Source organism: Desulfovibrio faecalis (assembly GCF_053570625.1).
This window is the reverse complement of the sequence record NZ_JBRBQR010000001.1, coordinates 462,921-488,909: the sequence shown is the minus strand read 5'-3', so window position 1 is coordinate 488,909 and position 25,989 is coordinate 462,921. Positions and strand designations below refer to the sequence as shown.

The following is a 25,989-nucleotide window of genomic DNA, read 5'->3' as shown; positions in this document are numbered from 1 at the left end:
TAACCACTTACCCCCCCAAATTGACCTATGGCATGCAGATCTTCCGAGCTTCTATCCAAACATGTGGAGCGCATCCTCGATGCCCTGCCCGAAGGCGTCTTTATAAGTGATGCCGCTGGCACCAGCCTGCAGGTTAACCGCATGTACGAGCAGCTGACCGGGCTGACCCAGGAACAGATACGCGGCAAAAATGTGCGCGATCTGGTACAGGAAGGCACATTTGACTGCATTCTGAACCCGGAAATAGTGCGCACAGGCAGGCCCACCACCCATGTGCAGCAACTCAAAAACGGCAAAAAGCTCGTGCTCACGGGCTTTCCCGTTTTTGACGCCAAGGGAGACCTGTGTCTTGTGGTCACGTTTGCGCGCGATGTCACACTGCTGGCGCAATTACAGGATCAGGTGGCCGGGCAGTGCAAGCTTATTGACCAGATCAACGACCAGTTGGCCTACATTGCACAGGGCGCGGCAAAATCACGCGAACCTGTGTATGCCAGCCGGGCCATGGGCGATGTGGTTTCCCTGCTCCGCCGCTTTGCGGACACGGACGCGACCGTGCTTATTTTGGGCGAAACCGGCGCAGGCAAGGACGTATTTGCCCGCTACACCCACTCCCAGTCGGCCCGTAACGATAAAATCCTGCTCAAGGTCGACTGCGGCGGCATTTCAGAATCACTCACGGAATCGGAGCTGTTCGGCTACATGCCGGGGGCGTTCACGGGCGCTTCCAACAAGGGCAAGGCCGGGTATTTTGAAATTGCCGATGGCAGCACGATCTTTCTGGACGAAGTGGGCGAGTTGCCGCTTTCCATGCAGACGCGGCTTTTGCGCGTGCTCCAGGACGGCGAAATCATGCGGGTGGGCGCTTCCAGCCCGCGCAAGGTGGACGTGCGCATCATTGCCGCCACCAACCGCGATCTGGCCGAAAGCGTGGAGGCCGGGACCTTCCGCCGCGACCTGTACTACCGCCTCAATGTTGCCACGGTGCGCATCCCCCCACTGCGAGAAAGGCAGGAAGACGTGCGCCCCCTGGCAGAACACTACCTTGCCCAGTACACTGCCAAATACCACAAGGCCATGGCCTTTATGGACGTAACCCTCGACATCATGACGGCCTATTCCTGGCCCGGCAACGTGCGCGAGCTGCAAAACCTTGTGCACAGTCTGGTCATCACGCTCAGCGGGCCGCTGATTTCCCCTCGCGACCTGCCGCCACAGATATCCGGCGCACCCCGCGAAGCCTCGTGCTATAGCGAGGACATCCTCGCCGCCCGCCGCCCCCTGCGCGACATCATGGCCGAAATGGAGCGGGATTTCCTGCTCAAAGCCATTGAAGTGCACGGCTCTGTGCAACGCGTGGCGGAGCTGTTCCAGATCAACCGCAGTACTGTGTTCCGCAAGTTGCAGGGCGCACGGCGGATTGACTGATGCGTGTGGGCGTCAGGGCTGGCAACGCGACAGTCAAGACGCATGCTTCCCCCTTGGTGGTGGCGGCCTTGACGACCTTGGTCATGATTCTTTTTGCCGCCAATTCCCTGCTCTGCCGTTTTGCGCTTGCCGAAGGCCAAAACGCTCATCCCCTGAATCCCTCTGCATATACGGCCCTGAGGGCCATTTCTGCCGCTGCCATGCTCTGGCTGCTCCAGATGCGGCGCGGCGGCAACCCGCTGCGTGCCGGCAGCTGGGGTGCGGCCTTGGCGCTGTTTGGCTATATGGCCTGCTTTTCCTGGGCTTATGTTCGGCTATCTGCCGGGGCGGGCGCTCTGGTCATTGCCGTGGCCGTGCAGGCTGGCATGCTCGTGGCCGGGCTGCGGCTGGGGCAACATCCCGGCAAGGCCCAGAGCCTGGGCATTGGGCTTGCCATGGCAGGCCTAATCTATCTGCTGCTTCCGGGGCTTGATGCGCCGCCAGCAGGGGCGGCTACGGTCATTTTCTGCTCTGGCCTGTGCTGGGCGGCCTACACGATCTATGGCAGGGGCGGTGACAATGCCGCTGCGGCCACGGCTGGCAATTTTATCCGTTGCGTTCCATTAGCTGTAGCACTGCTGGCATGGGCTGTGGCCTTTGACCAGGCGGGAATGCCTGCCGCATGGCCGTGGGCAGGCGTTGTGTGCGCCCTGGCAGCCGGGGCGCTGGCATCCGCCCTTGGCTATGTGCTCTGGTATGCGGTTTTGCGCTGGCTCAGCGTGCCCTCAGCAGCTGTGGTGCAGTTGAGCGTACCACTCATCACCGCCCTGGGCGGTGCCATGCTCATGGATGAAACTCTGGGGCTACGACTGCTGGTGAGCGCCCTTGCCATTCTGGGCGGTATTTTCTGCGCAACGGCCCTGCCCCATCTGCTACGCAGGCACTGAACAAACAGGCCATGCGCCTGCGCCCCCCAAGTATGCCGGGGATAAAAATGCTGCTGCAAGGCTGCGTTAAGCGCTACTTTGCTGATGCGGACAGCAGATTGGCCAGGATGACTTCCATCACACGATAAAAAACTTCAAGGTCTGCATCGGATATGCCCGTCAGAGCTTCAACGCGCAGTTTTGTGCCAATGCTCAAGATATCGTTGATGACGCTGTCCGCCTTGGGGGTCAGACAAATGCGTCTGGCGCGCCTGTCGCCCTCCACGCCCACGCGTTCCACAAGGCCCATCCGTTCAAGGCCGTCCAGCACCCGCACAAGGGTGGGGCCTTCCACACCCACAGAAACAGCCAAGTCCTTTTGCAGGGCCTTGCCGTTCATCCGCGACAGATGCATGAGCACCAGCCAGCGCGCCTGGGTCAGCCCCAGGTGGGAAAGACGCTCGTCAAGCTTGGTACGCCATGTGCGGGAGGTGCGGTTGATGATTATACCAACAAGATCTCTGGTAGAAGCGCTCATTGTAATGCCCCCATTGTGTGCGTTGCCAGCTTGTAATTGATACTTGCTTGCCGCCTGCCTGGCGCCAACGCCAAGTTATTTTTGGCGCCAGATGTTATGCACTGCCACATACAACTGTCTCGCGCAAGTCAGGAAAAATCTTAAAAGTACACATCGGCCCACAGAATCAGACCATGCGTAGAGGATCACCCTGCAAAGCAGACCTGCAACACGCTGCTGGAGCGCATATGGGCAAACAGGAAGATATGGGGAAAAGCCCGAAAAATAAAGCGAATAAAATATATGAAAATTAATAAAGCATAAAAATGAACTGCGCCGACGATTGCCCCATGCCCCTGTCGGTCTGGCTAAAAAAGACAGTCCAGAAACATGCGGTCGCCAATGCCCTGAATGAATGCGTCAATGTGCACCAGAGCCAGCCGACGTTCAAGAGCCTCACGTTCGTGCCTGCATCCGCAGAGCATGTCTTCAAGTTCCGTCACATCCCGAACGCCAAAATAGTCGCCGAACAGACGGATATCGGCGATTATGCCGTCACGCACATCCATATGCACGTCAAGCACGCCGCCAGGGGTCTTTGTGCTGCGCTCAAAGGCGTAATTGGGTGAATAGCCAAAATTCCAGTACCAGGAGCGGTAGCGTTCTTCTGCCAGAGCTTCAATGGCGGTTATTTCCTCCGCGCTCAAGGCAGTCTGCCCGATAGAATCCTCCCCGGCCACAAAGCGCATGAGGTAGTTTATGAATTCCTCAATGGGCATGGGCTGGGGCAAAAAATCCACAATGTTGCCCACGCGACCGCGCACGCTTTTGACAGATTTATCAATGTATTTTGCGGGACTGGGCTTGAGCGCGGCACAGACGGAATCCAGGTTGGCAGAATACAGCAGGGTGCCGTGGTGCAGCAGGCGGTCGCGGTGCATGTGCTGCGCGTTGCCGGAAATTTTGCTTTCTCCAACGACCATATCGTTACGGCCATTGAATTCACAGGGGACTCCAAGGGCATTGAGCGCTTTGGTAATGGGCGTGGCAAAACGCTTGAAGTCCAGCAGCCCCGAATGGTTGTTCAGGCTGATGAAGGTAAAATTGATATTCCCCAGATCATGAAAGACCGCACCCCCGCCGGTGAGCCTGCGCACAACGGGGATGCCGTGCTGCTGCACATAATCGGCGTTGATTTCGGAGTGGGAGTTCTGGTTTCGTCCCACAATAACAGAAGCCGCATTACGCCAGAGCATAAAGATGTCGGTTTCGCTATTGCGCAGCAGCCATTCTTCCGCCGCCAGATTAAACGAGGCGTCTGTGCAAGGATTATAGATAAAACGCATACTCCCCCCATGAAACACATTGCTGGGACATATCGTATTTTCTACATTTATCCAAGCAATTCGCTGATGCCAGCGCTTGCAGGCATGAAGGGAGCGGCGCTTGTTCCGGAAGTTGGCGGCAATGCAGTGGGCGTTATCAACGCTGGCACAAAAGAGCGTGCATACACTTGGCCATATGCCCGCTCTTTTATACCAGAAAAGTATCAGCAGCGGGTTGTGCGAGCTTAAACAGCTCCCGGCAGCCCACCTTCAGCGAGACTGCCAGCTATTCTACCGTAACCAGTGTGCCTTCTTCAAAAACGCAGGGGGTCAGCTCATTGCCAAGTCCGGGTAGTTCCGGGACGCTGAACATGCCGTTCACCGGCTGGTAGTCGTACTTGCACAGGCGTTTGTTATAGCCGTGCAAGTTGTATACATGGTGTTCGTGGATGGTGAAATTGGGAATCACCGCCTCAAGATGCAGGGACGCTGCCGTAAGCAGGGGGCTTGAACACACGTGCACCTGAACACCCACGTCATAGGTGTGGGCCATATCACATATTTTTTTTGCTTCGGTTATGCCGCCGCAGTTGCCGATGTCCGGCTGGATCATCTGAATGGAAGCATTGTGAAAGTACGGAGCAAAACCCCATCTGCCATAGATGCGCTCCCCCTGAGCAATGGGAATGCCCAGATTGTCGTGGACATATTTGTTCAGTGACGGTTCCGGGGTGCAAGGTTCTTCAAAAATCAGAATGCCATATTCCTTGGCCATGTTTCCGATCTGGATGGCAGACTGCACGTCCGTGTAGGAGTGATTTTCCATTATCAGATCCACATCCGGGCCAATGGCTTCGCGCACGGCACTGATACGATCGCGCAGCATGCGCATGACATGCGGCGGCTGAAGGCGGGTGGTTTGCTCGCTGTTGGTGCGGTTGCCCTTATCATCAAAGGCATAAAAGTCAATTTTGATGGCATCATAGCCATCACCAACAGCTTTTTTGGCATAGCGCGCGTAATCATCCGGGCTGACTGCCGCCTTTTTACCGTCTTCATCCCATCCAAACTGCAGCTGGCTGGCATAACAGCGCAGTTTTTCACGCCTTTTACCGCCGAGCAACCTGTACACCGGTTCTTTGTAGTATTTGCCCTTGATATCCCACAGGGCCACATCAAGGGCTGAAATACCGGCAAAAGCCACGGCTCCGCCATTCTGCCCCCAGAATGTGGATTTATAGAGCGTTTCCCATATGGGTTCATTGTCCAGAGGATTTTTGCCGATCAACAGGGGCGCAAGCTCGCGGATCATGCCAAAGGCAGCATACGCGCCCCGCCCATACGCAAGTGCGGCCTCGCCATCACCATAAAGGCCGTTATCCGTGTACACACGGCAAAGAACTGGTCGCCACAGGGGCGGGTTATTGGGGGTATCCAGTATCACTATGTCGATCTTGGTGATTTTCATGGCAGCATCCTGTTTAGCAAAGTGCATTTGCCTATATGATTACACTTTTTGTCCTGCCATTGCGCGGCAGGGTTACGATCAATGACAACAATCCGCATCCGGCACGATAAACAATGCCAGATACGCCGCGCTGAAGGCGGCTAGAACCCGGCAACGCTGCCGCCCTTGTACAGGGCATTGATGGCATTGCGGACATCTTCAGTGGTATATGCCTTGATGAGATCCCTGGTCCACGGGGCGTCCTTGTTGGCACTGGAAACAGTGAAGCCCACGCCAAACTTGTCCAGATCGCTGGACTGGGCCAGTTCTGTAAAGTCAGCCACCTTGTTGCTCACGATAAAGAGCTTGGCGCTGCATGCCGCGTCAACATCCTGAAGGGCAGAAATAACCTGATGCGTATCGAGCTTTATGATCTCGATTTGTTTTATGTTGCTTTCGATATCAAGGTCGGTGGGATTGGTGACGCCGGGCTTGAGCTTGATGAAACCCAGTTCCTCCAGCAGAAACAGAGAGCGGCTCATGTTAGATTCGTCCTGCGGAATGGCTATGCTGGAACCTTCTTTTATCTCACTGATATTTTTGTGCTTTGAGGAAAAGATACCAAAGACGTTTTTATGAATATACGGCGTAAGCATGGTTATACTTTTTGATTTTGTTTTGTTGTAGCTGTCCATCCAGGGCTTGTGAGCGTGCAGGGAGGCATCAATTTCGTTATTGTCGATGGCTTCAAACATTATTGTTGCATTTTGCAGAACAATTACTTGAACCTTGTAGTTCATGGCTTCAAGTGCCTTCACCCCTGCCTGAACTTCTGGCTCATTGTAGGCCATGCAAGCCAATCGCAACGTTTTTGGCTGCGCGCTTGCCTCAGCCTTGGAACTTTCCTTTGTTTCATTGCAGGCGGTCAGACACAACAGGGCAAGGACGGAAAGCAGAACAAAAATCTTTTTCATTGGTAAAATCCCTTTTTCATCATTTATTATATGCTGGTAGCCTTGTGTTAGCTTTATTGCGGCGCGCCATGTCAGCTTGCAGACTTGTACAGCCTGTCTCCTATAGCCTGAATACCCATGACGATAACAAACATTATAAAAACGAGAAGATACATTACAGTGTCGTTAAAGCTCTGGTAGCCGTAAATGAGTGCTGAAGCCCCCACGCCGCCTGCTCCCATTGTCCCGGCAATGGTAGAAAGCCCAAGCATATGGATGACCCCAAGCACGGACGCACTGATGAGCGAAGGGAGAGTGGCGGGCACAACTACCCGAAAGATAATCTGCAAATTACTGGCGCCGAATGAACGCGCGGCTTCAATGAGGGCAGGATTTACTTCTTTCAGGCTGTTTTCAAACATTCTTCCAAAAAACGGAGTGGAGGCCACAGTAAGCGGCAGCAGGGCCGACACCCAGCCAATGGAAGAAGATGTTACAAACCGTGTAACAGGAATGATGGCCACGATCAGTACCACGAAGGGAAAGGAACGTATGCTGCTTACCAGCGCGCTGAGCACCTGATAGGTTCTGGGGTTTGGCCTGAGGCCGTTCTGCCCGGTCACAAACAGCGAAACTGCAAGCAAAAAGCCAAAGAAACCACCGAGAAGCGAGCCAAAAAGCAGCATCTTGCCTGAGGCCACAAGTGCGGGAAAAAGTATCTTTGCCCAAACAACTTCCATAGGATAATCAACCATTGCAGCAACCTACCGCGAAATAATTTTGCAGGGCACGCCCTGTTTCTGAAAAAAAGACAGAAATGCATCCGCGCGTTCACTCGGGAAATTCAGGGCAAACACCCCATATACGCCACCCCTGTGGCGCGACACCTTGCTGTCCAGCATATGATAGGGGTGGCCCACATCGCGCGACATTCTGTAGAAGAGCTCCTGCTGGGTGCGCTGCTCCAATGTGACAATCTGAACCGTACAACCCTCAGCCGGAATTTCCACCTCTCCTTCACCCAGCAGATTGATGAGAGCTGGCGGCTGCTGAATAAATATTTCGCGCACATCGCCCGTGGTGTCGCATCTGCCATTCTCCAGAATGGCCATCTTTGTGCAGATTTTGCGCACCACAGACATCTGGTGGGTAACGGCAATAATGGTGACCCCAAGTTTTTCATTGAGGCTCATGAGCAACTCGAGGATTTCATCAGTAGTTCTGGGGTCAAGGGCCGATGTGGCTTCATCGCTTAGCAAAATGGCCGGGTCCATGACCATCGCGCGCGCAATGGCCACTCGCTGTTTTTGACCGCCGCTCAGCTCTCTGGTTTTGGTATTTATTTTGCCAGCAAGGCCTACAAGTTCAATAACATATTCAATCTTATCCCTATGCTGCGGCACTTGTTTATGCCAGCACTGCATGGGGAGGGCTACGTTGTCGTAAACAGATTTGCGATCAATGAGCGAAAAATTCTGAAATATCATTCCGATATTTTTTCTTGTTTCGCGCAACGTGTTGTCATTGAGACCTTCAATGGCGATGCCGTTAACCGTGATACCGCCCGAAGAAAATTTCTCCAGTCCGTTGATGCAGCGTAACAAGGTGGATTTTCCTGCACCGCTACGTCCAACAAGGCCGTATACATCGCCCTTGTTGATGGTCAGATTGATGCTGTCCAGCACCTGCACTGTTCCATAAAATTTTGACAGGTTTTTGATTTCGATCATGGGTGTTTGAGGTGGCTATAGGTGGCGGGGAAACTACCAAAACCCGCCGGAACTGACGGGTTGGTGCGGGGCTGGGGCAGCACAGGCCAGACAGAGGGGGAATAGAGAACACGCGCGCCGGATGGGGAATGTAAAGCTGCGGTATGTGCAGCAGCAAAAGCCGCCAGACCGGTGACAGCCCAAAGGGCAGGCACCAGCCGGCGGCATGCTAATTCAGAAAGAATGCGTGAAAAACAGGAGGAACGTACTGCTAACAGCAAAAGGCCGGCTGTTGGCAGCCGACGTGAGCACCTGAAGGAGTGGATAAGCTCATTTGCGCGGGAATTCTTCCAACCTGGAAGAAATGAGGCGGTCATAGCCTCAATCCGTTCATTTGAGCGAAAGGCAGCGGCATCCTGTTACGCAATGGGATAAAACCTGAAAAGAAATTAACGGTTGTGTTATTTTTTAACGATAGTCAAATGAACTTTGTTTGTCCACTGGCGGCCTCTTTGCAGCACTGAGAACCTTTCCGCAGATCAAAGCACTGCATTCTATAAGGGGCATAGAGACTGTATTCTTGTCAGCCCCCTTGGCGGATGGACCGGCCTCTAGCGACTGAACGTCTGAAGCTTGGGCAGGGTATTGGCCCCGTGGGGCAGCAGTGTTGCCCGGAGGTCTTTGCCGCCGTTCAGTTTTTTTGCCAGTGCAAGGGCTTCGTCCAGCGTTGTGGTGATGTGGATATTTGTTTTGGCAAAGTCTGCGGCATTCATGGAGCTGACCATGATGAGGTTGTGCTTTTCCGCCGACTCCGCAAACAGAAAGCCCACATAGCTGCCGATGGAAAAATTCTCGCGCAGGTCTTTTTCACGCGCGTCCATATTGTCAAAATCGCAGATCTGGTGCTGGGTGTCCGGGCTGCCAAAGCCCTCAGTGCAGGCTGACAGAATGATGATGGTGCCGCCCTCGCTCACCACCGCAAGGGCGTTGGCCAGGGTTTTGATGGTCTGGTAAAAATTGATGTCCTTGGGCGCGCCGCCCGCGCTGGCGATGACCATAGGCGTGCGCTCGGACACGTTGACGCCGTCGATGGCGTCAACCAACGCGCAGGCCTCGCGGTGGGCCTGCACCATGTCGCCAGCCACGGCCTTGATGATGTTGTAATTGTCGTCCACCACCACGTTGAGCAGAAAACGGGGTTTGGCCAGCAGGGCGGCCTCTTCAAGATCGGCGTGAAAAATATTGCTGGTTTCCATATTGGCGCTGCGCACCGCCGCATTGGTGCCGCTGCCAAAGCCCTTGTTCAGGGCCAGGTTGTGATGCCGCTGGATGGTCTCGTAGCTGGCGATGCCGGGCAGCAGATACTTGGGGCCGCCGCCGTACCCGGCCAGGAAGTGGTACACCACGCCGCCGGTCAGGATGATATGGTCGCACTCCATGGCAAAGCGGTTAAACCACACTTCGGTGCCGTTGCTGGTCACGCCCGCCTTGACCATATCCGCCGCGTCCCGGCACTTGTGATCAATAACCTGAATACGGTTGTAAATATCTTCGGAAACAATGGCGATGTGCTCCTCGCGCGTCATGGGGCGGTGCGTGCCTGTGGCCGTGAGTATACGAATGTCCGCATCGCGGATACCGCATTTGTTCAGACGGGCAACCACAGCAGGAACATAAACATTGGGCGACTGCCACAGGCGCGTGGAATCTGGCACGACAATACACACCGTCTGACCGGGGTTAAGCATTTCCTCAAGCCGGGGTGAACCGATAGGATTATCCAGAGCTTCGTTAATGTGCTCCAGCGCGCTTTTTGCGGGCAGCGCAACCGCGTTGGAATGCAGCTCTGCCGCTATGAGGCCGTTGCCAAGCTCCACAGAAAATTCCCTGTCGCCGTATTTCATGTAATGCTGTGCCATGAGTCGTGTCCCTGTTTGTTGCTGTGCCGCAAATGCAGCGCCGGGCCTTGTTCCACACAATTTTGCCGCAGCGCCAGTTCGTTCAGCGTCTGTTATGCCTCATGCAGGCTTTTGTGAAGAGGGGGAAATTCCGCTTCTGCGCCGCTTAGGCTCTATCCGAACAGCGCGCTGCCCGTCATCACAAGGCCCGCGCAGGCAAGCATGACATCAATAAGCAGGCGGAAGGTCGCTTCAGACATGCCAAGCACAAAACGTTTGCCCAGAAATGTGCCAAGAGCCAGCGTAGCCCCAACCACAAGACCATTGCACAGCACTGGCAGGGGCAGGCCGCCCACAGCGCCGAAGGCCAGGGCCTTGGCAACATACACGGCAATGGACGCAGCCGCCTCGGTGGCGAGCAGCGCCCCCTTGGCGAGGCCAAAACCGGCAAAAAGGGGGATGGTCAGCGGCCCGGTTGAATACACAACCCCAGTCAGATACCCCACAAGGCCGCCTGCCAGGGCCATCTGCCGAGGGCCAAGGCGCACGCTGCGCGTTCGGCTGGCCCGGCGCAAACCGATGAGCGCAAAAAAGAACAGCCCGATGCACAGATTGGAAATTTCCGCAGGCATGATCCAGAGCGTCCGCACACCCAGCACCGCCGCAGGCACGGCCGTTGCCGAATAACAGACAAAGGCCCTGAGGCTTATCTGCCGCCGCCAGGCCACCACCCGCGAGGCATTGCCCGCAATGGAGGCAACAGCCATGATGGGGATGGCGGCCTTGGGGCCAAAGGCCAGGCTCAGCACCGGCAGCAGGATTATGGACGACCCTGTACCCACCACCCCGCTGATGGCCCCAGCCACAATGCCGCACAGACCAATGAGCGCGTATATCATGGCCTCTCCATTCTGCGCGCGCAGATTTGCGTTTACAGGGGCGTAATCTGATCTACCTCGTGGTGGAACACATAGGGGTCTGCCACCAGCTCAAAGCGTTCGTCATCGGGGTAGTGCACCGCAAGCTGGTAATTTTCGCCCGCAAAGGCCTTTATGGCCTCCAGAGAATCCCACCAAGTGGCAAAGAAAAAATGCTCCGATCCGCGAAAGGTCATGCGTTTGACCGCAACCCCCAGATTGCCGTGAACGCTTTTGGCGTGGTCTTCGCCCGTTTTGCGCAGATGCTCGGCAAAGGCATCGCCCATAGCCTCCGGCACGCAACCGTGCCATGTTCTCACAATCATGTTTCCCCTCTTCTGTTCGTGATTTTCGCCCCAGCCCGGGGATTATTGTCAACCCAAATGCCTTGTGTTACCCAAACTGCACATCAGAACATTCTGTTGATGACACTTTCGGCACGCTGGCGGCCCCGCGCCTGCGCCCTTGCTGTTTTCGGGGCAACAAACCCTGGCATCACCACATCGATTCACACCGGCCTACAGATCACTTTTCCTGTCCGCCTTCCAGAACGATTTCTATGCCATTACGCGGAGCACGCATATGATCGGGCCAATTGTGAACAGTGGCGGACTTTTCATCGGCGGCATCATCGGCGTTATTTTTGCCGATATTTTTCCTGAACGGCTCAAAAAAGCGCTGCCTTCCATCTTTGGCGTCATAACCCTGTGCCTGGGCGCAACCCTTGTGGGTAAGGCCGCAGCACTGCCCGCCGTGACGATTTCGCTCATTCTCGGCACCATGGTGGGCGAAATCATATATGCCGAGGCCCTGTTGCAAAAGTTCCTGCGGGCCATTTTTAGCCTGCTTAAGAGCAAGCGCATGGGCGACGAAAACTTTTCCCTGATGGTTATAACCCTGGTGGCGGCATTCTGCTTTGGCAGCATGGGCTTTTTGGGGGCCTTTCATGAAGGCCTCACCGGCAAGCCCGACATCCTGCTGACCAAGGCCGCGCTGGACATGTTTACCGGCGTGGTTTTCGGCTCCTTCATGGGCTTTTCCGTAAGCCTTATCGCCGTGCCGCAGTTTATTATTCTGGCGCTCATCTACATGGGGGCCACCACCATTGCCCCGTTCATGACCCCGGCCATGCTCAACGACTTTACCGCCTGCGGCGGCGTCATCTTTGTGGCCACGGGCCTGCGCATGTGCGATATCAAGATATTCCCGGTCATCAACATGCTGCCCGCGATGGCCATTATTTTGCCGCTTTCGCACCTGTGGGAGCTGTACTTTCCCTTCAAGTAACTGGCCTACGACCATGACTGAAATACGGTTTTGCCTTCCGGCCTTGCGCGCCGGAGGGCAAAACCGTTTAAACGCTGCGGCTAGAGCAGCGATTGCAGTTGGGCCAGCAGATCCTCCGGCAGATCAATACTATTTCGCTCGCTGGCGGCGCGGCTGAGGCCGATGCGGCGGTCGCCCGGCAGACGCGCGCCCGGCTGGTCGCTGATGAAACCCAGCAAGTGCTCCACCCGATCCAGAAAGTTCGCTCCCGCAGTAGCCGCAGGGTCCATGACCAGAAAGCTCTGCCCAAGGCGCGGCGGCGGGCCGTCCGGCGTGAACAGGGAAGAGGCCTCAATGGCCAGGGAAGCCCCCGTAAGCGCTGCCGACATTATTTCCACAATGAGGGCCAGGGCGTAGCCCTTGGGGCCGCCAAAGGGCAGCAGCGCGCCGTTGAAAGCCTTGACCGGATCGCAGGTGGGATTGCCCTCCGCATCTACAGCCGCACCCTCGGGGATGCTCTCGCCCTTTTTTGCAGCCTGCAAAATCTTGCCGCGCGCCAACAGCCCCATGGAAAGATCAATAACCAGGGGCGGGGCGTCCTTGCGCGGGCAGGCCATGGCCAGCGGGTTCGTGCCAAAGGTCACCTTTGAGCCGCCGTAGGGGGCCAGAGCAGCGGGGCTGTTGGCAAAGCCAAGGGCCAGCAGGCCCTGCGCCGCCAGATCTGCCACGGGGAATCCCAGCACGCCCGCATGGTGCGAATTACGCACAGCCATGAGGGCCACGCCAGACTCCCTGGCAGCCTGAGCCACCACGGACAGGCCATCGGCAAATGCGCTGAAGGCAAATCCGCAGCAGGCGTCAACCAGCACCACGCCGGGCTTTGTGCGCTCCACCACAGGAGCGGCATAGCCATCAACTTTGCCTGCCGCCGCCTGGGATGCATAGTAGGGAATGCGCGAAAATCCGTGCGAGGGCAGGCCTTCCATTTCTGCCCGCAGGAGCGAGGCGATGGTCAATTGGGCATTTCGCTGTCCGACATTGTGGGCCTGTAAAATATCTTCACCCAGTTTTTGCGCTTCGCTAAGGCGGATATGAGGCATGGAGTCTCCAGATTCTAGCTGATTTTACTTATAGTTGCTTGCATTGCGCGAGCACTTTTTGCATACCAGTATTGTTGATGGCGGAAAAGGATGTTTTGCGCGCCCACACTGGGGCTTTTCTGCGCACAAACTAAATGCTAACCTTTAAAAGGCGCGCTGGCTCCCGCTTGGCCCGTGCTGCCGTTGAAGCTCCACGTGCGCGGTCATAATGGCAGTTCTGGCCTGCGCGACGACCGGGAACAAAAGCCCTGTATGGGGGCAGCGGGCATCTTTTTTCCGTTTTACAGAAAATTGCTGCTTGACTGCGCGCCTCAGTCGCCATAAGCAAGCTCGCGACAGGCATTGCCGCCGAAAAATCCCCCCCCTTGGAATTCGGCGTTCAGGGTTAGTGCCCCTTTTGGGAATTGCTGCCTCACGCGATGCCAACATAAGGAAGGATAATGACGAGCTTCCACGACTTTCTTCGCAGTCTTTTTCCCATATGCCGCAGTATTACGGGCAACGGAGTGCGGCAGACGTTGCGCATGTTGCAGGAAGAACTACCGGGATTACGCACCTTTGAGGTGCCGTCTGGATCCAAGGTTTTTGACTGGACAGTGCCGGACGAATGTAACATCAGGGGCGCGCGGCTGACCGGCCCATCGGGCGAAGTGATTGCTGACTTTGCCGATACCAATCTGCACGTTATGGGGTATTCCGAACCCGTTGACTGCGACATTTCGCTGGAGGATCTGCAAAATCATTTGCATTCCCTGCCCGAAATGCCCAATGCCATTCCTTATATCACATCATACTATGCCCGGCGCTGGGGCTTCTGCATCAAGCATGATGAGCGGCAAAAGCTGGCCCCCGGCACGTACCACGCCTCCATAGATTCCACTCTGGCTCCGGGGCATCTGACATACGGCGACCTTGTGATCCCCGGCCAGAGCGAAAAAGAAATTTTTCTTTCCACCTACATCTGCCATCCATCCATGGCCAACAACGAGCTTTCCGGCCCGGTGGTGGCCACGGCACTGGCGCAGTGGGTGGCGCAACGTCCGCGCCGCTACACCTACCGTTTTGCCTTTGTGCCGGAAACCATCGGCTCCATCACCTATCTGAGCCGCAACCACGAGGCCTTGCGCCGCAATGTGGTGGCGGGCTTCAACCTCACCTGCATGGGCGATGAACGGGCCTATTCCTATCTGCCCAGCCGCAAGGGCAACACCCTGGCTGACAAAGCCGCCCTGCACGTGCTGCGCCACTTTGCGCCCGATTTTATCCGCTACACCTTTCTTGACCGCGAGAGCGATGAGCGCCAGTACTGCGCGCCCGGTATCGACCTGCCCCTGTGCAGCGTCATGCGCAGCAAATACCACGTCTACCCCGAGTACCACACCTCGCTGGACGACTGCTCACTTGTGACGCAAAAGGGGCTTGAAGGCAGCGTGAACGTCATGACGCGCATCCTTGAAGCGCTGGAAGAAAACGTCACCTACGAGCCGCGTGTGCTGTGCGAACCGCAGTTGGGCAAGCGCGGCCTCTACCCCACGCTGAGCACAAAAACTTCCTGTACGGAACAGGTCAATCTGATGATGGATCTGCTGGCCTACGCCGATGGCGAAACCACGCTGCTTGAAGAAGCAGACATTGTGGGCAGGGATATTTTTCGCTGCGCGGAAACCATGCGCAAGCTGGTAGAAAAAGACGTGCTGGCGGTCAAAACCTGCTGACGACTGTGCGCGGCATGGCAGCAAGGCCGCCGCGCAACAGCCGCGTCACGCCATGTCCCATCCCTGGATTGTTTCCCGCCCCTGCTTGTAGCGGAAGTCGCATACCTTGCCGCCCTCAGCCAGCGTTGAGGTGCGCGTAAGGCCCGTGCCTTCCGCCCGTGCGGTGGGAAAGTCCACCCGGCAGGGATAAGGAGCCAGCTCGGGCATGCCCAGCGAGGCAAAATACTTCATCAGCCCGCATTCCGTGTAATCCACACCGATATCAAAATCGCGCCCATCACCCCGAAATACCGTCTGCACCCAATCCAGCGGGTAGCGCCGCTGCTGGCTGCGCATGGCCCAACCCTGCAACAGGGCAAAATACTCCGGCGTAAAAAACCGCTGCCCGTTGGCGCGGTACGCTTCCTTCTGTTCCTCAAAACTGTAGACCGCCAGATCGTACACAAGCTTGCCCACATCCCTGGCGTTGAACCCGTGCGGGCGCATGGCCGTGTACAGGGCCGCATACTGCGGCCCTACAAGAAAACTGGGATAGGTCAGGTTTTCCGGCCCGCCAATATCCGGCAGAGGCAACAGCCGCGCATGGGCCTGTCTTGCCTGGGCAAACATGGCGCGCAAATCTTCCGCTGGGCGCTGCCCGGCGAGCATCTGCTCCGCACCTGCGCACATACCTGCAAATTCGGCCTTAAGGGCCTCATCACTCACCGGCTTGCCGACACCCTGCGCAATGGAGGCCATACAGGAACAAGGCAGCAGCAGAGCGGCGCAGGTTCCCAGCGCCATAGAGCAAAATGCGCGCCGGGTATAGCGTGGAAGCATAGTGGCATGGTGCATGACGGCTCCTGCTTGCGGCGCTCGCGCGCCAGACTACGGGTTTACGGCATGACTCACACTAGCCGGAGCCGGGGGCGCTGTCCACGTGAGCCAGAGCAGCGGCAAGGGCCTGTGGTATGGTCAGTGGCATGGATGCGCGGCACGCCTCATTTTTGCAAGCAAATCACAATTAATTGTAGATCATTATTCACTAATTTTAAATATAATTCAGCGTAATATATGCTTATGGCGATTTCATCACATTGGTATACCGGTTGACATGTAAACATAACTGGTACATGCAAAACGGCTACCCGGCGCATATGGGAGGCTGACGTCATTTCACCCCTGCGGCCGGAAACTGTTGCCCTGTGATCAGACCTGCCGAGGAGCGTTCATGCCAATGCCTTTTGCCGTTGTGGTGTTGCAGCACCACAGTGTCCGCCTTTTCGGTGTGCGCATCCACACAACCTTGCACAACGCCCCGCAGGAATGCCCTCGGCTGTGGAATGAGGTCTTTACCCCCCGCATGCCAGAGCTGAGCGGCAAGCCCAGCAATACCTATCAGGGGCCTTCTTACGGGCTTTCCTTGTTTACAGACCATGCGGGCCTGGCTTTTGATTACTGGGCTGCGATGGAAGCCCCGGAGCTTGCCGCGCCCCCCGCTGGCATGGATGAAGTAACCCTGCCCGGCGGTCTTTATGCCTGTTGCCGCATCCCCGCCGCCGGAATGCTTCAGGAAGCATACGACTACATGTATGACGAATGGCCCCAAACGCCGGAGGGCTATACCGTTCTGACAGACAAGCCCTGCTTTGAGCGCTACGACAGCCGCTTTATTCAGTCCGGTACCCACGATGTCTATGTACCCGTGCTGCCCCGCGAAAAATAGCCTCCTCTTGCGACCTATTCGGCCTGATTTCCCAGCCGCTTGGGCCTGATTTTCGGGCCTGCTTCTCTTTCATTTCCCTAGTTTTTCCCTTGCCTGTTTTGCCCACAAACCGCACCATAAAAGTATGCTATAAATTGCACTCTTTTTCGGAATATGCCATATTGCGAATGAATCGTAATAATCGGCAATTCGGCTGCACCCTTGCGCCCGCATACGCCGATAAGGAGCATACATGGCACTGACCCGACGTAATTTTCTGGTGGGCGCGGCCTCTGCGGCAGGCATTGCGGCTGTGGGGCTGGATGCCCGGTCCGAAACGGGCGCAAGCGCGTCTGCCCAGCACGCGGAATACGCAACATTACTCGACATTGAAAAATGCATCGGCTGTGGCCAGTGCGTGGAAGGCTGCCGCGAGCGCAACGGGAGCCGTTATCCGGAAGTCAAAAAGCCCCTTCCGGTCATGTTTCCGCCTGGAACCAAGGACGAGGATTGGTCTGGCAAGCGGGATGTGGACGACAGGCTCACGCCGTACAACTGGCTGTATATCGAGAGCGTTACCGTGCAGAAGGACGGTGCGCCGCTTGAACTGCACATTCCCCGCCGCTGCCTGCACTGCACAAACCCGCCCTGCGCCAACCTCTGCCCCTGGGGCGCTGCCAGCCGCCAGCCAGAAACCGGCACGGTGAGCATCGACAGCCAGACCTGCCTTGGCGGGGCCAAATGCCGCACGGTCTGCCCCTGGCATATACCGCAACGACAATCGGGCGTAGGACTGTATCTTGACCTCATGCCGCGCTTTGCAGGCAACGGCATCATGTACAAGTGCGACCGCTGCGCGGACAGCTTTGCCCACGGCCAACTGCCCGCCTGTGTGGAGGTTTGCCCTCAGCAGGTGCAGACCATCGGCCCGCGCGATGAAATTCTGGCGCAGGCCCGTACGCTGGCACAGGAGCGCGGCGCGTACCTTTATGGCGTGACGGAAAACGGCGGCACCAATACTTTTTATCTGTCGCCCGTGCCGTTTTCCGAACTGGCGGCGCAGGCCAAACCCGGCCCCGGCAAGCCTACCTTTGGGCCGGTGGCGGACTCCATGGCGCAGGCTGGCAACCTCACCCGCATGATGATGACCGCACCGCTGGTGGGTGTGGCAGGGGCGCTGGTGAACGCCGCGCGCCAGGAGCAAGGCCCGAACCAGAAACACACGCAGGCCCGCCCTCAGGGTGCGCTGCATGACCCACGAGCTGAAGCTGCCCTCTCCGGAGGCTTGCTCAAGAAGCTGTGGGTGGCAGTGGCTCTGCTGCTCGGCTTTACGGGCATGATGCAATTGCCCGTGGCAAGCCGCTACGGCATTGCCAAAGTTCCCGGCCTCACATGGACAGGTGATTTTTACACCACGCTGAATGTCCATTATGTTCTGGCGGCCCTGCTGCTGGCATTGGGCATGTATTGGCTGACCCTGCAGGTGCGCGGCAGACTGCGGGGCCGCCTTGCCTACTGGGGCAAGGTGCGGCTGGCAGTGCTTGGCGTTGTGGTGCTGAGCGGCATGGCCCGCGTTGCCAAAAATCTGCCTTCCATCACGTTTTCGCCGGGTATGACGACCTTTATTGACCTTGTGCATCTGGGTTTTGCCGTGCTGCTCGGTGCGCTGTGCCTCTGGCTGTGGGTAACTGGGCGCGGTGCGTGGCGCGAGGATGGATAACGGGCGTTGCCCGCAAACATGACTGCATGCACAGGCGGGTATTCTGCGGAATGCCCGCCTTCATTATGGGCTTGGCTTCCAGCCCCAAAAATTTGTCTGCACTGGTCACTACGGCTCTTGGCCCCGACAGGATTTGGCGCTACGCTGATTACTGCATCTTCCCTCCTCAAGCTAGTTTTGTGACATCCACCCCCACCAGCGAGGCGCACCATGACCATGCCCGCATTTTACATCCCCCACGGCGGCGGCCCCTGCTTTTTTATGGACTGGATGCCGCCGGACACATGGAATGCCCTTGGCGGCTGGATGCGCTCCATACCGGCGACGTTGCCGCAACAGCCAAAGGCGCAGATTGTATTCTCCGCCCATTGGGAGCAGCAGGAATTTACCCTGCTGACCACGCGGACTCCCGGTCTGTATTACGATTATTATGACTTTCCTCCGCATACCTATGAGTTGCAGTGGCCTGCGCCGCCAGCGCCGGAACTGTTTGACCGTGTGGGCCAGTGCATGCGCTCGGCAGGATTGCCTCTGGCAGAGGACACTACGCGGGACTTTGACCACGGCGTGTTTGTGCCGGGCCTGCTCATGTACCCAGAGGCGCAGATCCCCACGATGCAAATATCGCTGAGGCGGGGGCTTGATCCGCTGGAGCATCTGGCGCTGGGCCGGGCGCTGGCCCCGCTGCGAGAAGAGGGAGTGCTGTTTGTGGGCAGCGGCATGAGCTTTCACAACATGCGGGCCTTCCGCTACGGGGATAACACGCCCATTGATGGGGCGGATGTTTTTGACAACTGGCTGACGGATGCCGTGCGCAACCCCAATGCCGCCATGCGCAACGCGGCCCTTGCGGAATGGGAAAAGGCCCCAGGTGCGCGCTTTGCCCACCCGCGCGAGGAGCATCTGATCCCGCTCATGGTGATTGCCGGAGCCGCCGGAGCTGCGCAGGGCAAACTCGCCTGGCACGGCAGGGCCATGGGCGCGCCCCTCTCGGCATTTTCTTTTGACTAGATGAAATAAATACTTGCGCCCCACGACGAAAAGGTATAATTCCAAATTCCTCATGGGGCTGTAGCTCAGTTGGGAGAGCGCTTGAATGGCATTCAAGAGGTCAAGAGTTCAATTCTCTTCAGCTCCACCATGTAGGTAAATAGGAACCCCCGATCATTGAAAAATGGTCGGGGGTTTTTGCGTTTTTGCTTCGCTTTAAGGGACTAAAGGGATTAATTTTTTTCAATATCGCAAGTCTGATTAATTCGAAAATTATTGGCTCTACACCAAAGACGGGGGCAAGCCCCTTCAGCGGGCAGTTTTTCCGACAGGTTTCTGAACGATTCCCCAGCCATTTCAGCAGCACAAAACGCGCACACGCAGGCGGTAGTTTTCGAAGTTACGAAAGCCATACGCACGCCGCTGGATCAACTTCATTTTTCGGTGAAAGCCTTCTGTGATGCCGTTATTCCGGGTAAAACGGAACATTCGGGCCACTTCTTCCCGCCAATTATGCAACGTCTTGCCCAAGGTACGCAACGGCGCGAAGCTAGTTTTTCGAAGTTGCTCAATTTTATCTAATAATTCAGCCGCATACCTGCGGCACGAATCGACACTTTGCGCCCGCACACGCAATAAATCAGCTGTGTCATGCAAAAATTCGTACAGCGATTCAATGTCCGGCCTGTCAGCAAAGTATGTTCGTAATCGCTCTTTCTGTGAGTCTGTTAATCGATCACGGCGAGTCAGCAAGAGACGCATCATACCGCCTCGCCCATAAGCAAGTTGTTTTTCATCAATTGCCTTGCACAGCTCTGAAAAGTGTTGATTCACCAGCCTGATAACATGAAATCTGTCCGCAACAATGCGCGCATTGGGAAACCATTCCCGCACAAGTCGCCGATACGCAGAATTCATATCAATACAGACCATTTTAACTTTATGGCGGCCTTGCAGCGATTGCAAAAAGTCGCGCATATCAGCGGCGCTACGACCTTTAACCACATCAAAGACCCTGCGGCGGGCCAAGTCGCAAAACGTTGTTGCAAAGCCCTGTCTGCGCGTAAATCTATGCTCATCAATGCCCAGAATGCGCGGGCATGTGCGGTTTGCCCAGTGGCTGCTCTTGTGCTGCATCATCTGGTGGTAGTAGCGCTCCACGCTGGCCACGCCGATGCGGTGCTCATTGGCGATGTCTTTACAGGAAACACCTTTGTTGTAGGCCTGAAAAATGTTGCGCTTAAGCAGCTCTGTTGTTCTGCTCCACACTTTTATGCCTGCAAGTCTGGTATTAAAATATCTGCCGCAGCTTTCGCATCGGTATTTATGGCAGCGAATTAACAGGCGTGACGCCCTTCCATGAATGGAAATATTACGGATCGTCCGCCAGAATGAGTCCTTGATACGCAGCTTTTCACATCCGCAGTGCGGGCACGTATTCTTGCCCGTCCATCTGGCCTCAAACACCGGGGGAACGTGGCTGACCACTTTTTCGATTGCAAAATCCCGCAAGCCAATTAACAATCCTTCCACAGGGCCTTCTCTTCTTTTCTTTGGTCGGAAAATAAAAGCTGCCCTGATGGGCATACCAACTTTAATTGGTATGCCCATTTTTTCTTGGAGACGCCATGCCCCCGTCTTTGAGGTAGAGCCCCTTTTTGCAAAAAATGGAAATTACACCATGCAACTCTTTAGCACATCTACTGCGGAGAATCGCATAGTTGCACAAGCTATCCCAGAATGTTGCGTTCACGACAGACAATGGCTATCTTTCAAGAATGAGCACAAACAAGGGACATCTTCCTCCACTCAGGCCGTGTATCAAATGCGGCAAAATGCCTCAACGTGAAACATCAAGGCCGGAGGGAAGAACCCACGATATTTACCGCTATGCTTGTGAATGTGGCAACTGTCCACTCCAGTGGTCTGTCAGCGAATCTGCTGCAATTCGTTTGTGGAATGCATATGTTGCGACTTGACCTATACTTCAGTCGAAAAATAAAAGTATAGCAAGGGCAAGGAAGCGGGAAGCCCCCATTTCCCTGCCCAAGAATCAACTGTGATTTTTACCTGCCTTCGCTTTCAGGCAAGGCCAGCCTTTTCGGTTCTACTTCAGCATTGCATCTGCCGTCTTTCCGATTTTCCAATTCCACCGACAACGCGGCCGCTGTGAATACCCCTGCGATCCCTGCCAGTACGCCGCCTATAAATGCCCATTTACTGCTCATTTTCTTGCTCCTATTTGCTACCCGAGTACAGGCTAGTCATCCCAATTGTCTTTAATTGCTTGAAGTACAGCTATAACAACAGGTATCCAGTTCAGGTAATTCATTTACCCTCCCTTCATTTAGCAGCGCTGGATGCGCCGCTTTTTGTTAAGTAAGAAGAAACTAAATATCCCCGTTCGGTACCAAGGGCTGAAATCAAGGGGAACCATCATACAGCACCGCCTTTGAGTAATGCAGCCTGCAGCATGGCAAACATGGCAGGCACCAGATCAGGCAGATCGTTGACCACCTTACTTGTGTGCGGCAGCAGGTGCGTGATGTGTTCATCTCGAATGCCAAGGCCGTAAACTTCAAAGCCAAGTTTTTGGGCCACCCCTATGGCATTGTTTGCGGCCAGCGGGTTGTCCGGCATGCCGTCAGTGATTACCAAGATCATCTTGCGTTGTTCTTTGAGAGGCAGCATGTTTTGCAGCACCCACCACAAAGCCCCAGCCAAGGGGGTTCCGCCAGAAGCCAGAATGTCGAACCTATCAGGCAACGGCTGCCCATGCCGCATTATTGGGAATACAGAGTTTGTGACCGTCGTAGCGGGGAAAACCGTAACCGCTGGGTTCACGCCACGAATATGGCTCAGGGCAGTTGCCACGGCATAGCAGGCCCGATTGGCAAGATTAATCGGTGCGCCAGCCATGCTTCCGCTTACGTCCAGCAGGATATGGACAGCGGTGTTAACGCCTTGCTGCTCAGATTCTTTTTGAAAAACACGAGCATTGCCGACCTGCAGACGGTGCAGCGAATTGGCGTGCAGTGTGCCCCTGCGACCAATACTGCATCGCCTTTGCGTTTGCGCCTGCAGAAAGCCCTGAAGGCGAGTACGCAGGGCAATGCTGGCCTGTAACGCTTGCAGCTTCTGCTCTGCTGGCAAGGAGGCTGCATGTCGGGTGCCTTCCACGGCCACGGTCAGTGCGTCACCAGCGGATTCTGCGCTGCTATTGGCAAGCGCAATAGACATAATTTCGCCGAGTTGCTGGGGGAGATCCTGCGCCTCTGCATGAAACAAGGCCTTGAGCGGTAAAGCACTCGACAGTTGGACCGGTTCAGATTGCTGGTCAATTTGTGTGGCAGAATCGTTGGCCTCCCCTGTCGCCCTTGGTGTGGCTCCCTGACCATTAGGCTCTTCCGGGTTTTCCGTGGGTAGCTGATCTGCTAATGTCCTTCCCGGAGGGCACCAATGAAGGATACGGACCTATATTTTCGGATTCTCGGGCTGACCGAGCCCTGGTTTGTTGAGGCTGTTGAACTGGACACGGCGGAAGGTCGGGTAGACATCCGCGTGGAGCATGGTCCTGGTGTTCGCTGGTTTTGCCCTACTTGTGGTCGAGAGCTGGCTTGCCGCGACCATGCCGAGCCTCGTGTCTGGCGCCATCTGGACACGTGCCAGTTCAAGACGTTCCTGCATGCTCGGATTCCCCGAGTGGACTGCCCCGAGCATGGCGTCCTTCAGGTCAACGTGCCTTGGGCCGAGTCCAAGGCACGTTTCACCATATTGATGGAGCGATTGATCATCGACGTGCTGACCGAGTGCGCCACCGTAACAGGAGCGCGGCGCATCCTGCGCATCACCTGGGACGAAGCATGGGGTGTCATGGAAAGGGCGGTGCGCCGGGGCCGGGAGCGCAAGCAATCGAATCCCTCGCGGTATCTTGGCGTTGACGAGAAGGCATTCCGCAAGGGGCACGACTATGTGACCGTGGTTTGTGATCTGATCGGCAGCACGGTGGAGTATGTGGCCGACGAGCGTAAGGCCGAAAGCCTTGAGGGGTACTACCTTCAGTTCACCAAGGCGCAGTTGGAGCGGATCAAGGCCGTGGCCATGGACATGTGGGAGCCCTATTTTAAAGCTACGCTCAAACATGTGCCGGACGCGGCGGGGAAAATCGTTCACGATCGGTTCCACGTCATGAAACACGTAGGCGAGGCTGTGGACCGGGTACGCAAGCAAGAGCACCGCGAACTCACAAGTCAGGATGACCATCGACTCAAGGGCACGAAATTCCTCTGGCTATACCGGGAGGAGAATCTGCCGGACAAACACCGGCCAGCCCTGGAGGCCTTGAAGACAGCGAACCTCAAGGTGGCCAAGGCCTGGGCCATGAAGGAAAGCCTGAACGACGTCTGGAAGTACCTGAGCACGGGATGGGCCAGACGTTTTGTGAAGCGATGGCTGGTCTGGGTGAACAGGTCAGATCTTGCCCCAATGCGCAAAGTGGGCGGACTGATTCAGAGACATCTTGAGAACATCCTGACCTTCTGCCGCCACAGGATCACCAACGGCGTGGCCGAGGGCCTCAACAGCAAGATCATGGCCATCAAGAGGAAGGCTTGCGGTTATAGGAACCGGGAGCATTTCAAGACAGCCATCTACTTCTTCTGTGGCGGTCTAAACCTCTACCCGGCCAGTTCCTGACAGGGGTTACCCACGGAAAACCCGGAAGAACCGACCATTATTATTCGTGCCTTCGCTGGTTGCAGCTGGCTGAGGTGGTTCCCACTGCCTGACGCATATGGCAATTTGTCGAGCGTATTCGACTGCTGCCTTTGTATCTGGACAATGGATGTAAGCCTTGTTCAAAGTGAATTTATTTCAATATTTCGCTGAAATTACAGAATAAAAAATATTTTTTGAAATAATTTACCAACCGCCGTACCAACATATCTTGCGAGTACGGTTGGACATTGGCGGATGCTTTCGGATGGAGAAGCGCCAACGAGGGGCGGCGAGCCATTTGTCGTGGCCGCAAGAATATATTCCCTTGACGGAATATATTTGTGTGGTTAGGATTCCTTCTATGGAATGGGATGTTGAATATACGGACGAGTTCGGAAGCTGGTGGGAAACTCTCTCGGAAAAGGAGCAGACCGCCGTGGCCGTCACTGTTGGGCTGCTTGAGCGCATGGGACCGGGGTTGCCGTTTCCGCACAGCAGTTCCGTGCATGGTTCCCGTCACGGGCATATGCGCGAGTTGCGAACACAATGTGACGGGCATCCTTTGCGTACTCTGTATGCTTTTGATCCCAGGCGGGTGGCGATACTGCTTATAGGCGGGGACAAGACCGGTGATGACCGCTGGTATGAAATTTTTGTTCCCTTGGCGGATCGCCTGTATGATGAGCACCTGAAAGAAATCGCCCTGAACGTCTCCAAAAAGGAAGGGGGTTCATAATGACCAAGAAATTTTCATCCCTTCGCAAGGGCATGAGCGAAGAGGCCCAGGCGGAAGTAGCCGGACAGGTTGACGCGATCATGGCTGAAATGCCGCTGCATGAGTTGCGCCGCGCCCGTGGGCTTTCGCAAAAAATGCTGGCTGAAAACCTGCGCGTGCAGCAGCCCGCGATTGCCAAGCTGGAGCAGCGCACGGACATGTATATTTCCACCTTGCGGAGCCATATTGAAGCTATGGGCGGCGAACTGGAGATAACGGCCCGCTTCCCTGAGGGCACGGTAAAAATTTCCAACTTCTCGCAGTTGGAACCGACTGCGTAATACCCGCAGTTACCGACTATCCCACTCTGGAGTATCTTTGCTGGAAGAAGGCAGTGAAAGAGTAGTCATATCCTGCTCGCACCCTTATTAAGCAGGTGTCAGCTTTCATTCACCTGCCAGTGATGTCGTAAACGCAATCGAATACAATTCTCGCCGTACTCCACGAACCCTCGCATACAAGTTCGCGTTCCGTATGCTTTCGTATGTGTTTGCGATACCTTTCAATGCCGAAACGGAATGACAGGACAGGACAGGACAGGACAGGACAAGTGCGGTAGGGCCACCTTTTGGGTGGACTCCCTCACGTCCTGCCCTGCGGGGCGGCTTACTCGCCCTGCCGGGCTCGACGCGAAGAAAAAAAAGGCGCGGACAAAATGCCCGCAGAGGCGGGCATCGGCTAAGGGCTATTCGCAGAGCTTCTCTATCGCCAGAAAGGCGGCGAGGGCCTTTTGCAGCGACATGGCGGAAGCGGCCAAGGCGGTAAGTTCCGGGGTGGGCAAGCCCGGATGCGCCTTAATTCTTTTTTCGCTCAAGGCGAATATAAGACTTGTCATTTCTCTTGCCCTGCGCTCCAACTCAATCACATCATGATCAGTTAATTCTTGTTCCATAGATGTGCCCCCTTCTCAGGAAATTACCGTTT

The 25,989-nt window shown here is 55.9% G+C and carries 26 protein-coding genes and 1 tRNA gene; 12 read left to right on the top strand and 15 right to left on the bottom strand.

Annotated elements, in window-relative coordinates:
• Nucleotides 1–27 precede the first annotated feature (27 nt).
• Together ACUZ79_RS02105 and ACUZ79_RS02100 are read left to right on the top strand one after the other, a co-directional pair.
• Nucleotides 28–1,428: a sigma-54 interaction domain-containing protein gene (locus ACUZ79_RS02105; protein ID WP_240823413.1), complete on the top strand. Its 1,401-nt coding sequence runs from the start codon at nt 28–30 to the stop codon at nt 1,426–1,428.
• Nucleotides 1,428–2,354: a DMT family transporter gene (locus tag ACUZ79_RS02100; protein WP_240823412.1), complete on the top strand. Its 927-nt coding sequence runs from the start codon at nt 1,428–1,430 to the stop codon at nt 2,352–2,354. The genes ACUZ79_RS02105 and ACUZ79_RS02100 overlap by 1 nt, the downstream gene beginning before the upstream one ends.
• Nucleotides 2,355–2,427: 73 nt before the next feature.
• On the opposite strand, the gene ACUZ79_RS02095 is transcribed toward ACUZ79_RS02100, so the two are convergent.
• Together ACUZ79_RS02095 and ACUZ79_RS02090 are read right to left on the bottom strand one after the other, a co-directional pair.
• Nucleotides 2,428–2,871 carry a MarR family transcriptional regulator gene (locus ACUZ79_RS02095; RefSeq protein WP_449250571.1) on the bottom strand — a complete coding sequence of 148 codons (444 nt, stop codon included), beginning with the start codon at nt 2,869–2,871 and terminating at the stop codon, nt 2,428–2,430.
• A 347-nt stretch (nt 2,872–3,218) separates the two neighbouring features.
• Nucleotides 3,219–4,196, bottom strand: a complete 978-nt coding sequence (locus ACUZ79_RS02090) for a lipoate--protein ligase (RefSeq protein ID WP_449250570.1) — start codon at nt 4,194–4,196, stop codon at nt 3,219–3,221.
• Between the two features lie 9 nt (nt 4,197–4,205).
• On the opposite strand from ACUZ79_RS02090, the gene ACUZ79_RS02085 reads away from it, so the two are divergent.
• On the top strand, nt 4,206–4,424 hold the full coding sequence (locus ACUZ79_RS02085; RefSeq protein WP_449250569.1) for a hypothetical protein: 219 nt from the start codon (nt 4,206–4,208) through the stop codon (nt 4,422–4,424).
• A gap of 37 nt (nt 4,425–4,461) precedes the next feature.
• On the opposite strand, the gene ACUZ79_RS02080 is transcribed toward ACUZ79_RS02085, so the two are convergent.
• From ACUZ79_RS02080 to ACUZ79_RS02050, 7 genes are all read right to left on the bottom strand, one after another.
• On the bottom strand, nt 4,462–5,643 hold the full coding sequence (locus ACUZ79_RS02080; RefSeq protein ID WP_240823408.1) for a mandelate racemase/muconate lactonizing enzyme family protein: 1,182 nt from the start codon (nt 5,641–5,643) through the stop codon (nt 4,462–4,464).
• A 140-nt stretch (nt 5,644–5,783) separates the two neighbouring features.
• The gene (locus tag ACUZ79_RS02075) at nt 5,784–6,596 is read right to left on the bottom strand and encodes a MetQ/NlpA family ABC transporter substrate-binding protein (RefSeq protein ID WP_240823407.1); all 813 of its coding nucleotides are present in this window, start codon (nt 6,594–6,596) and stop codon (nt 5,784–5,786) included.
• 71 nt (nt 6,597–6,667) lie between these two features.
• A complete protein-coding gene (locus ACUZ79_RS02070; RefSeq protein WP_449250568.1) occupies nt 6,668–7,330 on the bottom strand; it encodes a methionine ABC transporter permease in 663 nt (220 codons plus the stop codon).
• A gap of 9 nt (nt 7,331–7,339) precedes the next feature.
• The gene (locus ACUZ79_RS02065; RefSeq protein ID WP_449250567.1) at nt 7,340–8,305 is read right to left on the bottom strand and encodes a methionine ABC transporter ATP-binding protein; all 966 of its coding nucleotides are present in this window, start codon (nt 8,303–8,305) and stop codon (nt 7,340–7,342) included.
• 590 nt (nt 8,306–8,895) lie between these two features.
• Nucleotides 8,896–10,203, bottom strand: coding sequence for a nickel-dependent lactate racemase (gene larA / locus ACUZ79_RS02060; protein WP_240823404.1), 1,308 nt, complete (start codon nt 10,201–10,203; stop codon nt 8,896–8,898).
• Nucleotides 10,204–10,355: 152 nt separating this feature from the next.
• Nucleotides 10,356–11,081, bottom strand: a complete 726-nt coding sequence (locus ACUZ79_RS02055; protein WP_449250566.1) for a sulfite exporter TauE/SafE family protein — start codon at nt 11,079–11,081, stop codon at nt 10,356–10,358.
• Between the two features lie 32 nt (nt 11,082–11,113).
• A complete protein-coding gene (locus tag ACUZ79_RS02050) occupies nt 11,114–11,425 on the bottom strand; it encodes a hypothetical protein (protein WP_240823402.1) in 312 nt (103 codons plus the stop codon).
• A gap of 256 nt (nt 11,426–11,681) precedes the next feature.
• Here ACUZ79_RS02050 and ACUZ79_RS02045 point away from each other — a divergent pair, with 256 nt between their 5' ends.
• Complete coding sequence (locus ACUZ79_RS02045; protein ID WP_240823401.1) at nt 11,682–12,386, top strand: DUF554 domain-containing protein; 705 nt, start codon at nt 11,682–11,684, stop codon at nt 12,384–12,386.
• Nucleotides 12,387–12,466: 80 nt separating this feature from the next.
• Here ACUZ79_RS02045 and ACUZ79_RS02040 read toward each other — a convergent pair whose 3' ends face one another.
• Nucleotides 12,467–13,465, bottom strand: a complete 999-nt coding sequence (locus ACUZ79_RS02040; RefSeq protein WP_449250565.1) for an Ldh family oxidoreductase — start codon at nt 13,463–13,465, stop codon at nt 12,467–12,469.
• 440 nt (nt 13,466–13,905) lie between these two features.
• Here ACUZ79_RS02040 and ACUZ79_RS02035 point away from each other — a divergent pair, with 440 nt between their 5' ends.
• Nucleotides 13,906–15,180: a DUF4910 domain-containing protein gene (locus ACUZ79_RS02035; RefSeq protein ID WP_449250564.1), complete on the top strand. Its 1,275-nt coding sequence runs from the start codon at nt 13,906–13,908 to the stop codon at nt 15,178–15,180.
• Nucleotides 15,181–15,225: 45 nt separating this feature from the next.
• Here the strand turns inward: ACUZ79_RS02035 and ACUZ79_RS02030 are convergent, their stop codons facing one another.
• Nucleotides 15,226–16,014: an L-2-amino-thiazoline-4-carboxylic acid hydrolase gene (locus ACUZ79_RS02030; RefSeq protein ID WP_449250563.1), complete on the bottom strand. Its 789-nt coding sequence runs from the start codon at nt 16,012–16,014 to the stop codon at nt 15,226–15,228.
• Between the two features lie 376 nt (nt 16,015–16,390).
• Here ACUZ79_RS02030 and ACUZ79_RS02025 point away from each other — a divergent pair, with 376 nt between their 5' ends.
• The 4 genes from ACUZ79_RS02025 to ACUZ79_RS02010 all read left to right on the top strand — a co-directional run bounded on the left by ACUZ79_RS02025 (nt 16,391) and on the right by ACUZ79_RS02010 (nt 19,725).
• Entirely contained in the window at nt 16,391–16,885 is a 495-nt protein-coding gene (locus tag ACUZ79_RS02025) for a GyrI-like domain-containing protein (protein WP_449250562.1), read from the top strand.
• Nucleotides 16,886–17,117: 232 nt separating this feature from the next.
• Nucleotides 17,118–18,584, top strand: a complete 1,467-nt coding sequence (locus tag ACUZ79_RS02020) for a 4Fe-4S dicluster domain-containing protein (protein WP_449250561.1) — start codon at nt 17,118–17,120, stop codon at nt 18,582–18,584.
• Nucleotides 18,585–18,794: 210 nt separating this feature from the next.
• Nucleotides 18,795–19,595, top strand: a complete 801-nt coding sequence (locus ACUZ79_RS02015; protein ID WP_449250560.1) for a DODA-type extradiol aromatic ring-opening family dioxygenase — start codon at nt 18,795–18,797, stop codon at nt 19,593–19,595.
• A gap of 54 nt (nt 19,596–19,649) precedes the next feature.
• Nucleotides 19,650–19,725 (top strand) — tRNA-Ala (locus tag ACUZ79_RS02010).
• 206 nt (nt 19,726–19,931) lie between these two features.
• On the opposite strand, the gene ACUZ79_RS02005 is transcribed toward ACUZ79_RS02010, so the two are convergent.
• From ACUZ79_RS02005 to ACUZ79_RS01995, 3 genes are all read right to left on the bottom strand, one after another.
• Complete coding sequence (locus ACUZ79_RS02005) at nt 19,932–21,086, bottom strand: ISL3 family transposase (RefSeq protein WP_449250559.1); 1,155 nt, start codon at nt 21,084–21,086, stop codon at nt 19,932–19,934.
• Nucleotides 21,087–21,640: 554 nt separating this feature from the next.
• Nucleotides 21,641–21,802: a hypothetical protein gene (locus ACUZ79_RS02000; protein ID WP_449250558.1), complete on the bottom strand. Its 162-nt coding sequence runs from the start codon at nt 21,800–21,802 to the stop codon at nt 21,641–21,643.
• 208 nt (nt 21,803–22,010) lie between these two features.
• Complete coding sequence (locus ACUZ79_RS01995; protein WP_449250557.1) at nt 22,011–22,814, bottom strand: cobaltochelatase CobT-related protein; 804 nt, start codon at nt 22,812–22,814, stop codon at nt 22,011–22,013.
• Nucleotides 22,815–23,033: 219 nt separating this feature from the next.
• Here ACUZ79_RS01995 and ACUZ79_RS01990 point away from each other — a divergent pair, with 219 nt between their 5' ends.
• The 3 genes from ACUZ79_RS01990 to ACUZ79_RS01980 all read left to right on the top strand — a co-directional run bounded on the left by ACUZ79_RS01990 (nt 23,034) and on the right by ACUZ79_RS01980 (nt 25,346).
• Nucleotides 23,034–24,269: an ISL3 family transposase gene (locus ACUZ79_RS01990; RefSeq protein ID WP_096152604.1), complete on the top strand. Its 1,236-nt coding sequence runs from the start codon at nt 23,034–23,036 to the stop codon at nt 24,267–24,269.
• A 382-nt stretch (nt 24,270–24,651) separates the two neighbouring features.
• On the top strand, nt 24,652–25,026 hold the full coding sequence (locus tag ACUZ79_RS01985) for a type II toxin-antitoxin system RelE/ParE family toxin (protein ID WP_449250556.1): 375 nt from the start codon (nt 24,652–24,654) through the stop codon (nt 25,024–25,026).
• Complete coding sequence (locus tag ACUZ79_RS01980; RefSeq protein ID WP_449250555.1) at nt 25,026–25,346, top strand: XRE family transcriptional regulator; 321 nt, start codon at nt 25,026–25,028, stop codon at nt 25,344–25,346. The genes ACUZ79_RS01985 and ACUZ79_RS01980 overlap by 1 nt, the downstream gene beginning before the upstream one ends.
• 404 nt (nt 25,347–25,750) lie before the next feature.
• Here the strand turns inward: ACUZ79_RS01980 and ACUZ79_RS01975 are convergent, their stop codons facing one another.
• Nucleotides 25,751–25,957 carry a hypothetical protein gene (locus ACUZ79_RS01975; protein ID WP_449250554.1) on the bottom strand — a complete coding sequence of 69 codons (207 nt, stop codon included), beginning with the start codon at nt 25,955–25,957 and terminating at the stop codon, nt 25,751–25,753.
• Nucleotides 25,958–25,989 lie beyond the last annotated feature (32 nt).

Bases quoted from the DNA above. Each gene is read 5' to 3' on its own strand.
- ACUZ79_RS02105 (WP_240823413.1), top strand. From the start codon at position 28: ATGGCATGCAGATCTTCCGAGCTTCTATCCAAACATGTGGAGCGCATC.
- ACUZ79_RS02100 (WP_240823412.1), top strand. From the start codon at position 1,428: ATGCGTGTGGGCGTCAGGGCTGGCAACGCGACAGTCAAGACGCATGCT.
- ACUZ79_RS02095 (WP_449250571.1), bottom strand. From the start codon at position 2,871: ATGAGCGCTTCTACCAGAGATCTTGTTGGTATAATCATCAACCGCACC.
- ACUZ79_RS02090 (WP_449250570.1), bottom strand. From the start codon at position 4,196: ATGCGTTTTATCTATAATCCTTGCACAGACGCCTCGTTTAATCTGGCG.
- ACUZ79_RS02085 (WP_449250569.1), top strand. From the start codon at position 4,206: ATGAAACACATTGCTGGGACATATCGTATTTTCTACATTTATCCAAGC.
- ACUZ79_RS02080 (WP_240823408.1), bottom strand. From the start codon at position 5,643: ATGAAAATCACCAAGATCGACATAGTGATACTGGATACCCCCAATAAC.
- ACUZ79_RS02075 (WP_240823407.1), bottom strand. From the start codon at position 6,596: ATGAAAAAGATTTTTGTTCTGCTTTCCGTCCTTGCCCTGTTGTGTCTG.
- ACUZ79_RS02070 (WP_449250568.1), bottom strand. From the start codon at position 7,330: ATGGTTGATTATCCTATGGAAGTTGTTTGGGCAAAGATACTTTTTCCC.
- ACUZ79_RS02065 (WP_449250567.1), bottom strand. From the start codon at position 8,305: ATGATCGAAATCAAAAACCTGTCAAAATTTTATGGAACAGTGCAGGTG.
- larA (WP_240823404.1), bottom strand. From the start codon at position 10,203: ATGGCACAGCATTACATGAAATACGGCGACAGGGAATTTTCTGTGGAG.
- ACUZ79_RS02055 (WP_449250566.1), bottom strand. From the start codon at position 11,081: ATGATATACGCGCTCATTGGTCTGTGCGGCATTGTGGCTGGGGCCATC.
- ACUZ79_RS02050 (WP_240823402.1), bottom strand. From the start codon at position 11,425: ATGATTGTGAGAACATGGCACGGTTGCGTGCCGGAGGCTATGGGCGAT.
- ACUZ79_RS02045 (WP_240823401.1), top strand. From the start codon at position 11,682: ATGATCGGGCCAATTGTGAACAGTGGCGGACTTTTCATCGGCGGCATC.
- ACUZ79_RS02040 (WP_449250565.1), bottom strand. From the start codon at position 13,465: ATGCCTCATATCCGCCTTAGCGAAGCGCAAAAACTGGGTGAAGATATT.
- ACUZ79_RS02035 (WP_449250564.1), top strand. From the start codon at position 13,906: ATGACGAGCTTCCACGACTTTCTTCGCAGTCTTTTTCCCATATGCCGC.
- ACUZ79_RS02030 (WP_449250563.1), bottom strand. From the start codon at position 16,014: ATGCACCATGCCACTATGCTTCCACGCTATACCCGGCGCGCATTTTGC.
- ACUZ79_RS02025 (WP_449250562.1), top strand. From the start codon at position 16,391: ATGCCAATGCCTTTTGCCGTTGTGGTGTTGCAGCACCACAGTGTCCGC.
- ACUZ79_RS02020 (WP_449250561.1), top strand. From the start codon at position 17,118: ATGGCACTGACCCGACGTAATTTTCTGGTGGGCGCGGCCTCTGCGGCA.
- ACUZ79_RS02015 (WP_449250560.1), top strand. From the start codon at position 18,795: ATGACCATGCCCGCATTTTACATCCCCCACGGCGGCGGCCCCTGCTTT.
- ACUZ79_RS02000 (WP_449250558.1), bottom strand. From the start codon at position 21,802: ATGAGCAGTAAATGGGCATTTATAGGCGGCGTACTGGCAGGGATCGCA.
- ACUZ79_RS01995 (WP_449250557.1), bottom strand. From the start codon at position 22,814: ATGTCTATTGCGCTTGCCAATAGCAGCGCAGAATCCGCTGGTGACGCA.
- ACUZ79_RS01990 (WP_096152604.1), top strand. From the start codon at position 23,034: ATGAAGGATACGGACCTATATTTTCGGATTCTCGGGCTGACCGAGCCC.
- ACUZ79_RS01985 (WP_449250556.1), top strand. From the start codon at position 24,652: ATGGAATGGGATGTTGAATATACGGACGAGTTCGGAAGCTGGTGGGAA.
- ACUZ79_RS01980 (WP_449250555.1), top strand. From the start codon at position 25,026: ATGACCAAGAAATTTTCATCCCTTCGCAAGGGCATGAGCGAAGAGGCC.
- ACUZ79_RS01975 (WP_449250554.1), bottom strand. From the start codon at position 25,957: ATGGAACAAGAATTAACTGATCATGATGTGATTGAGTTGGAGCGCAGG.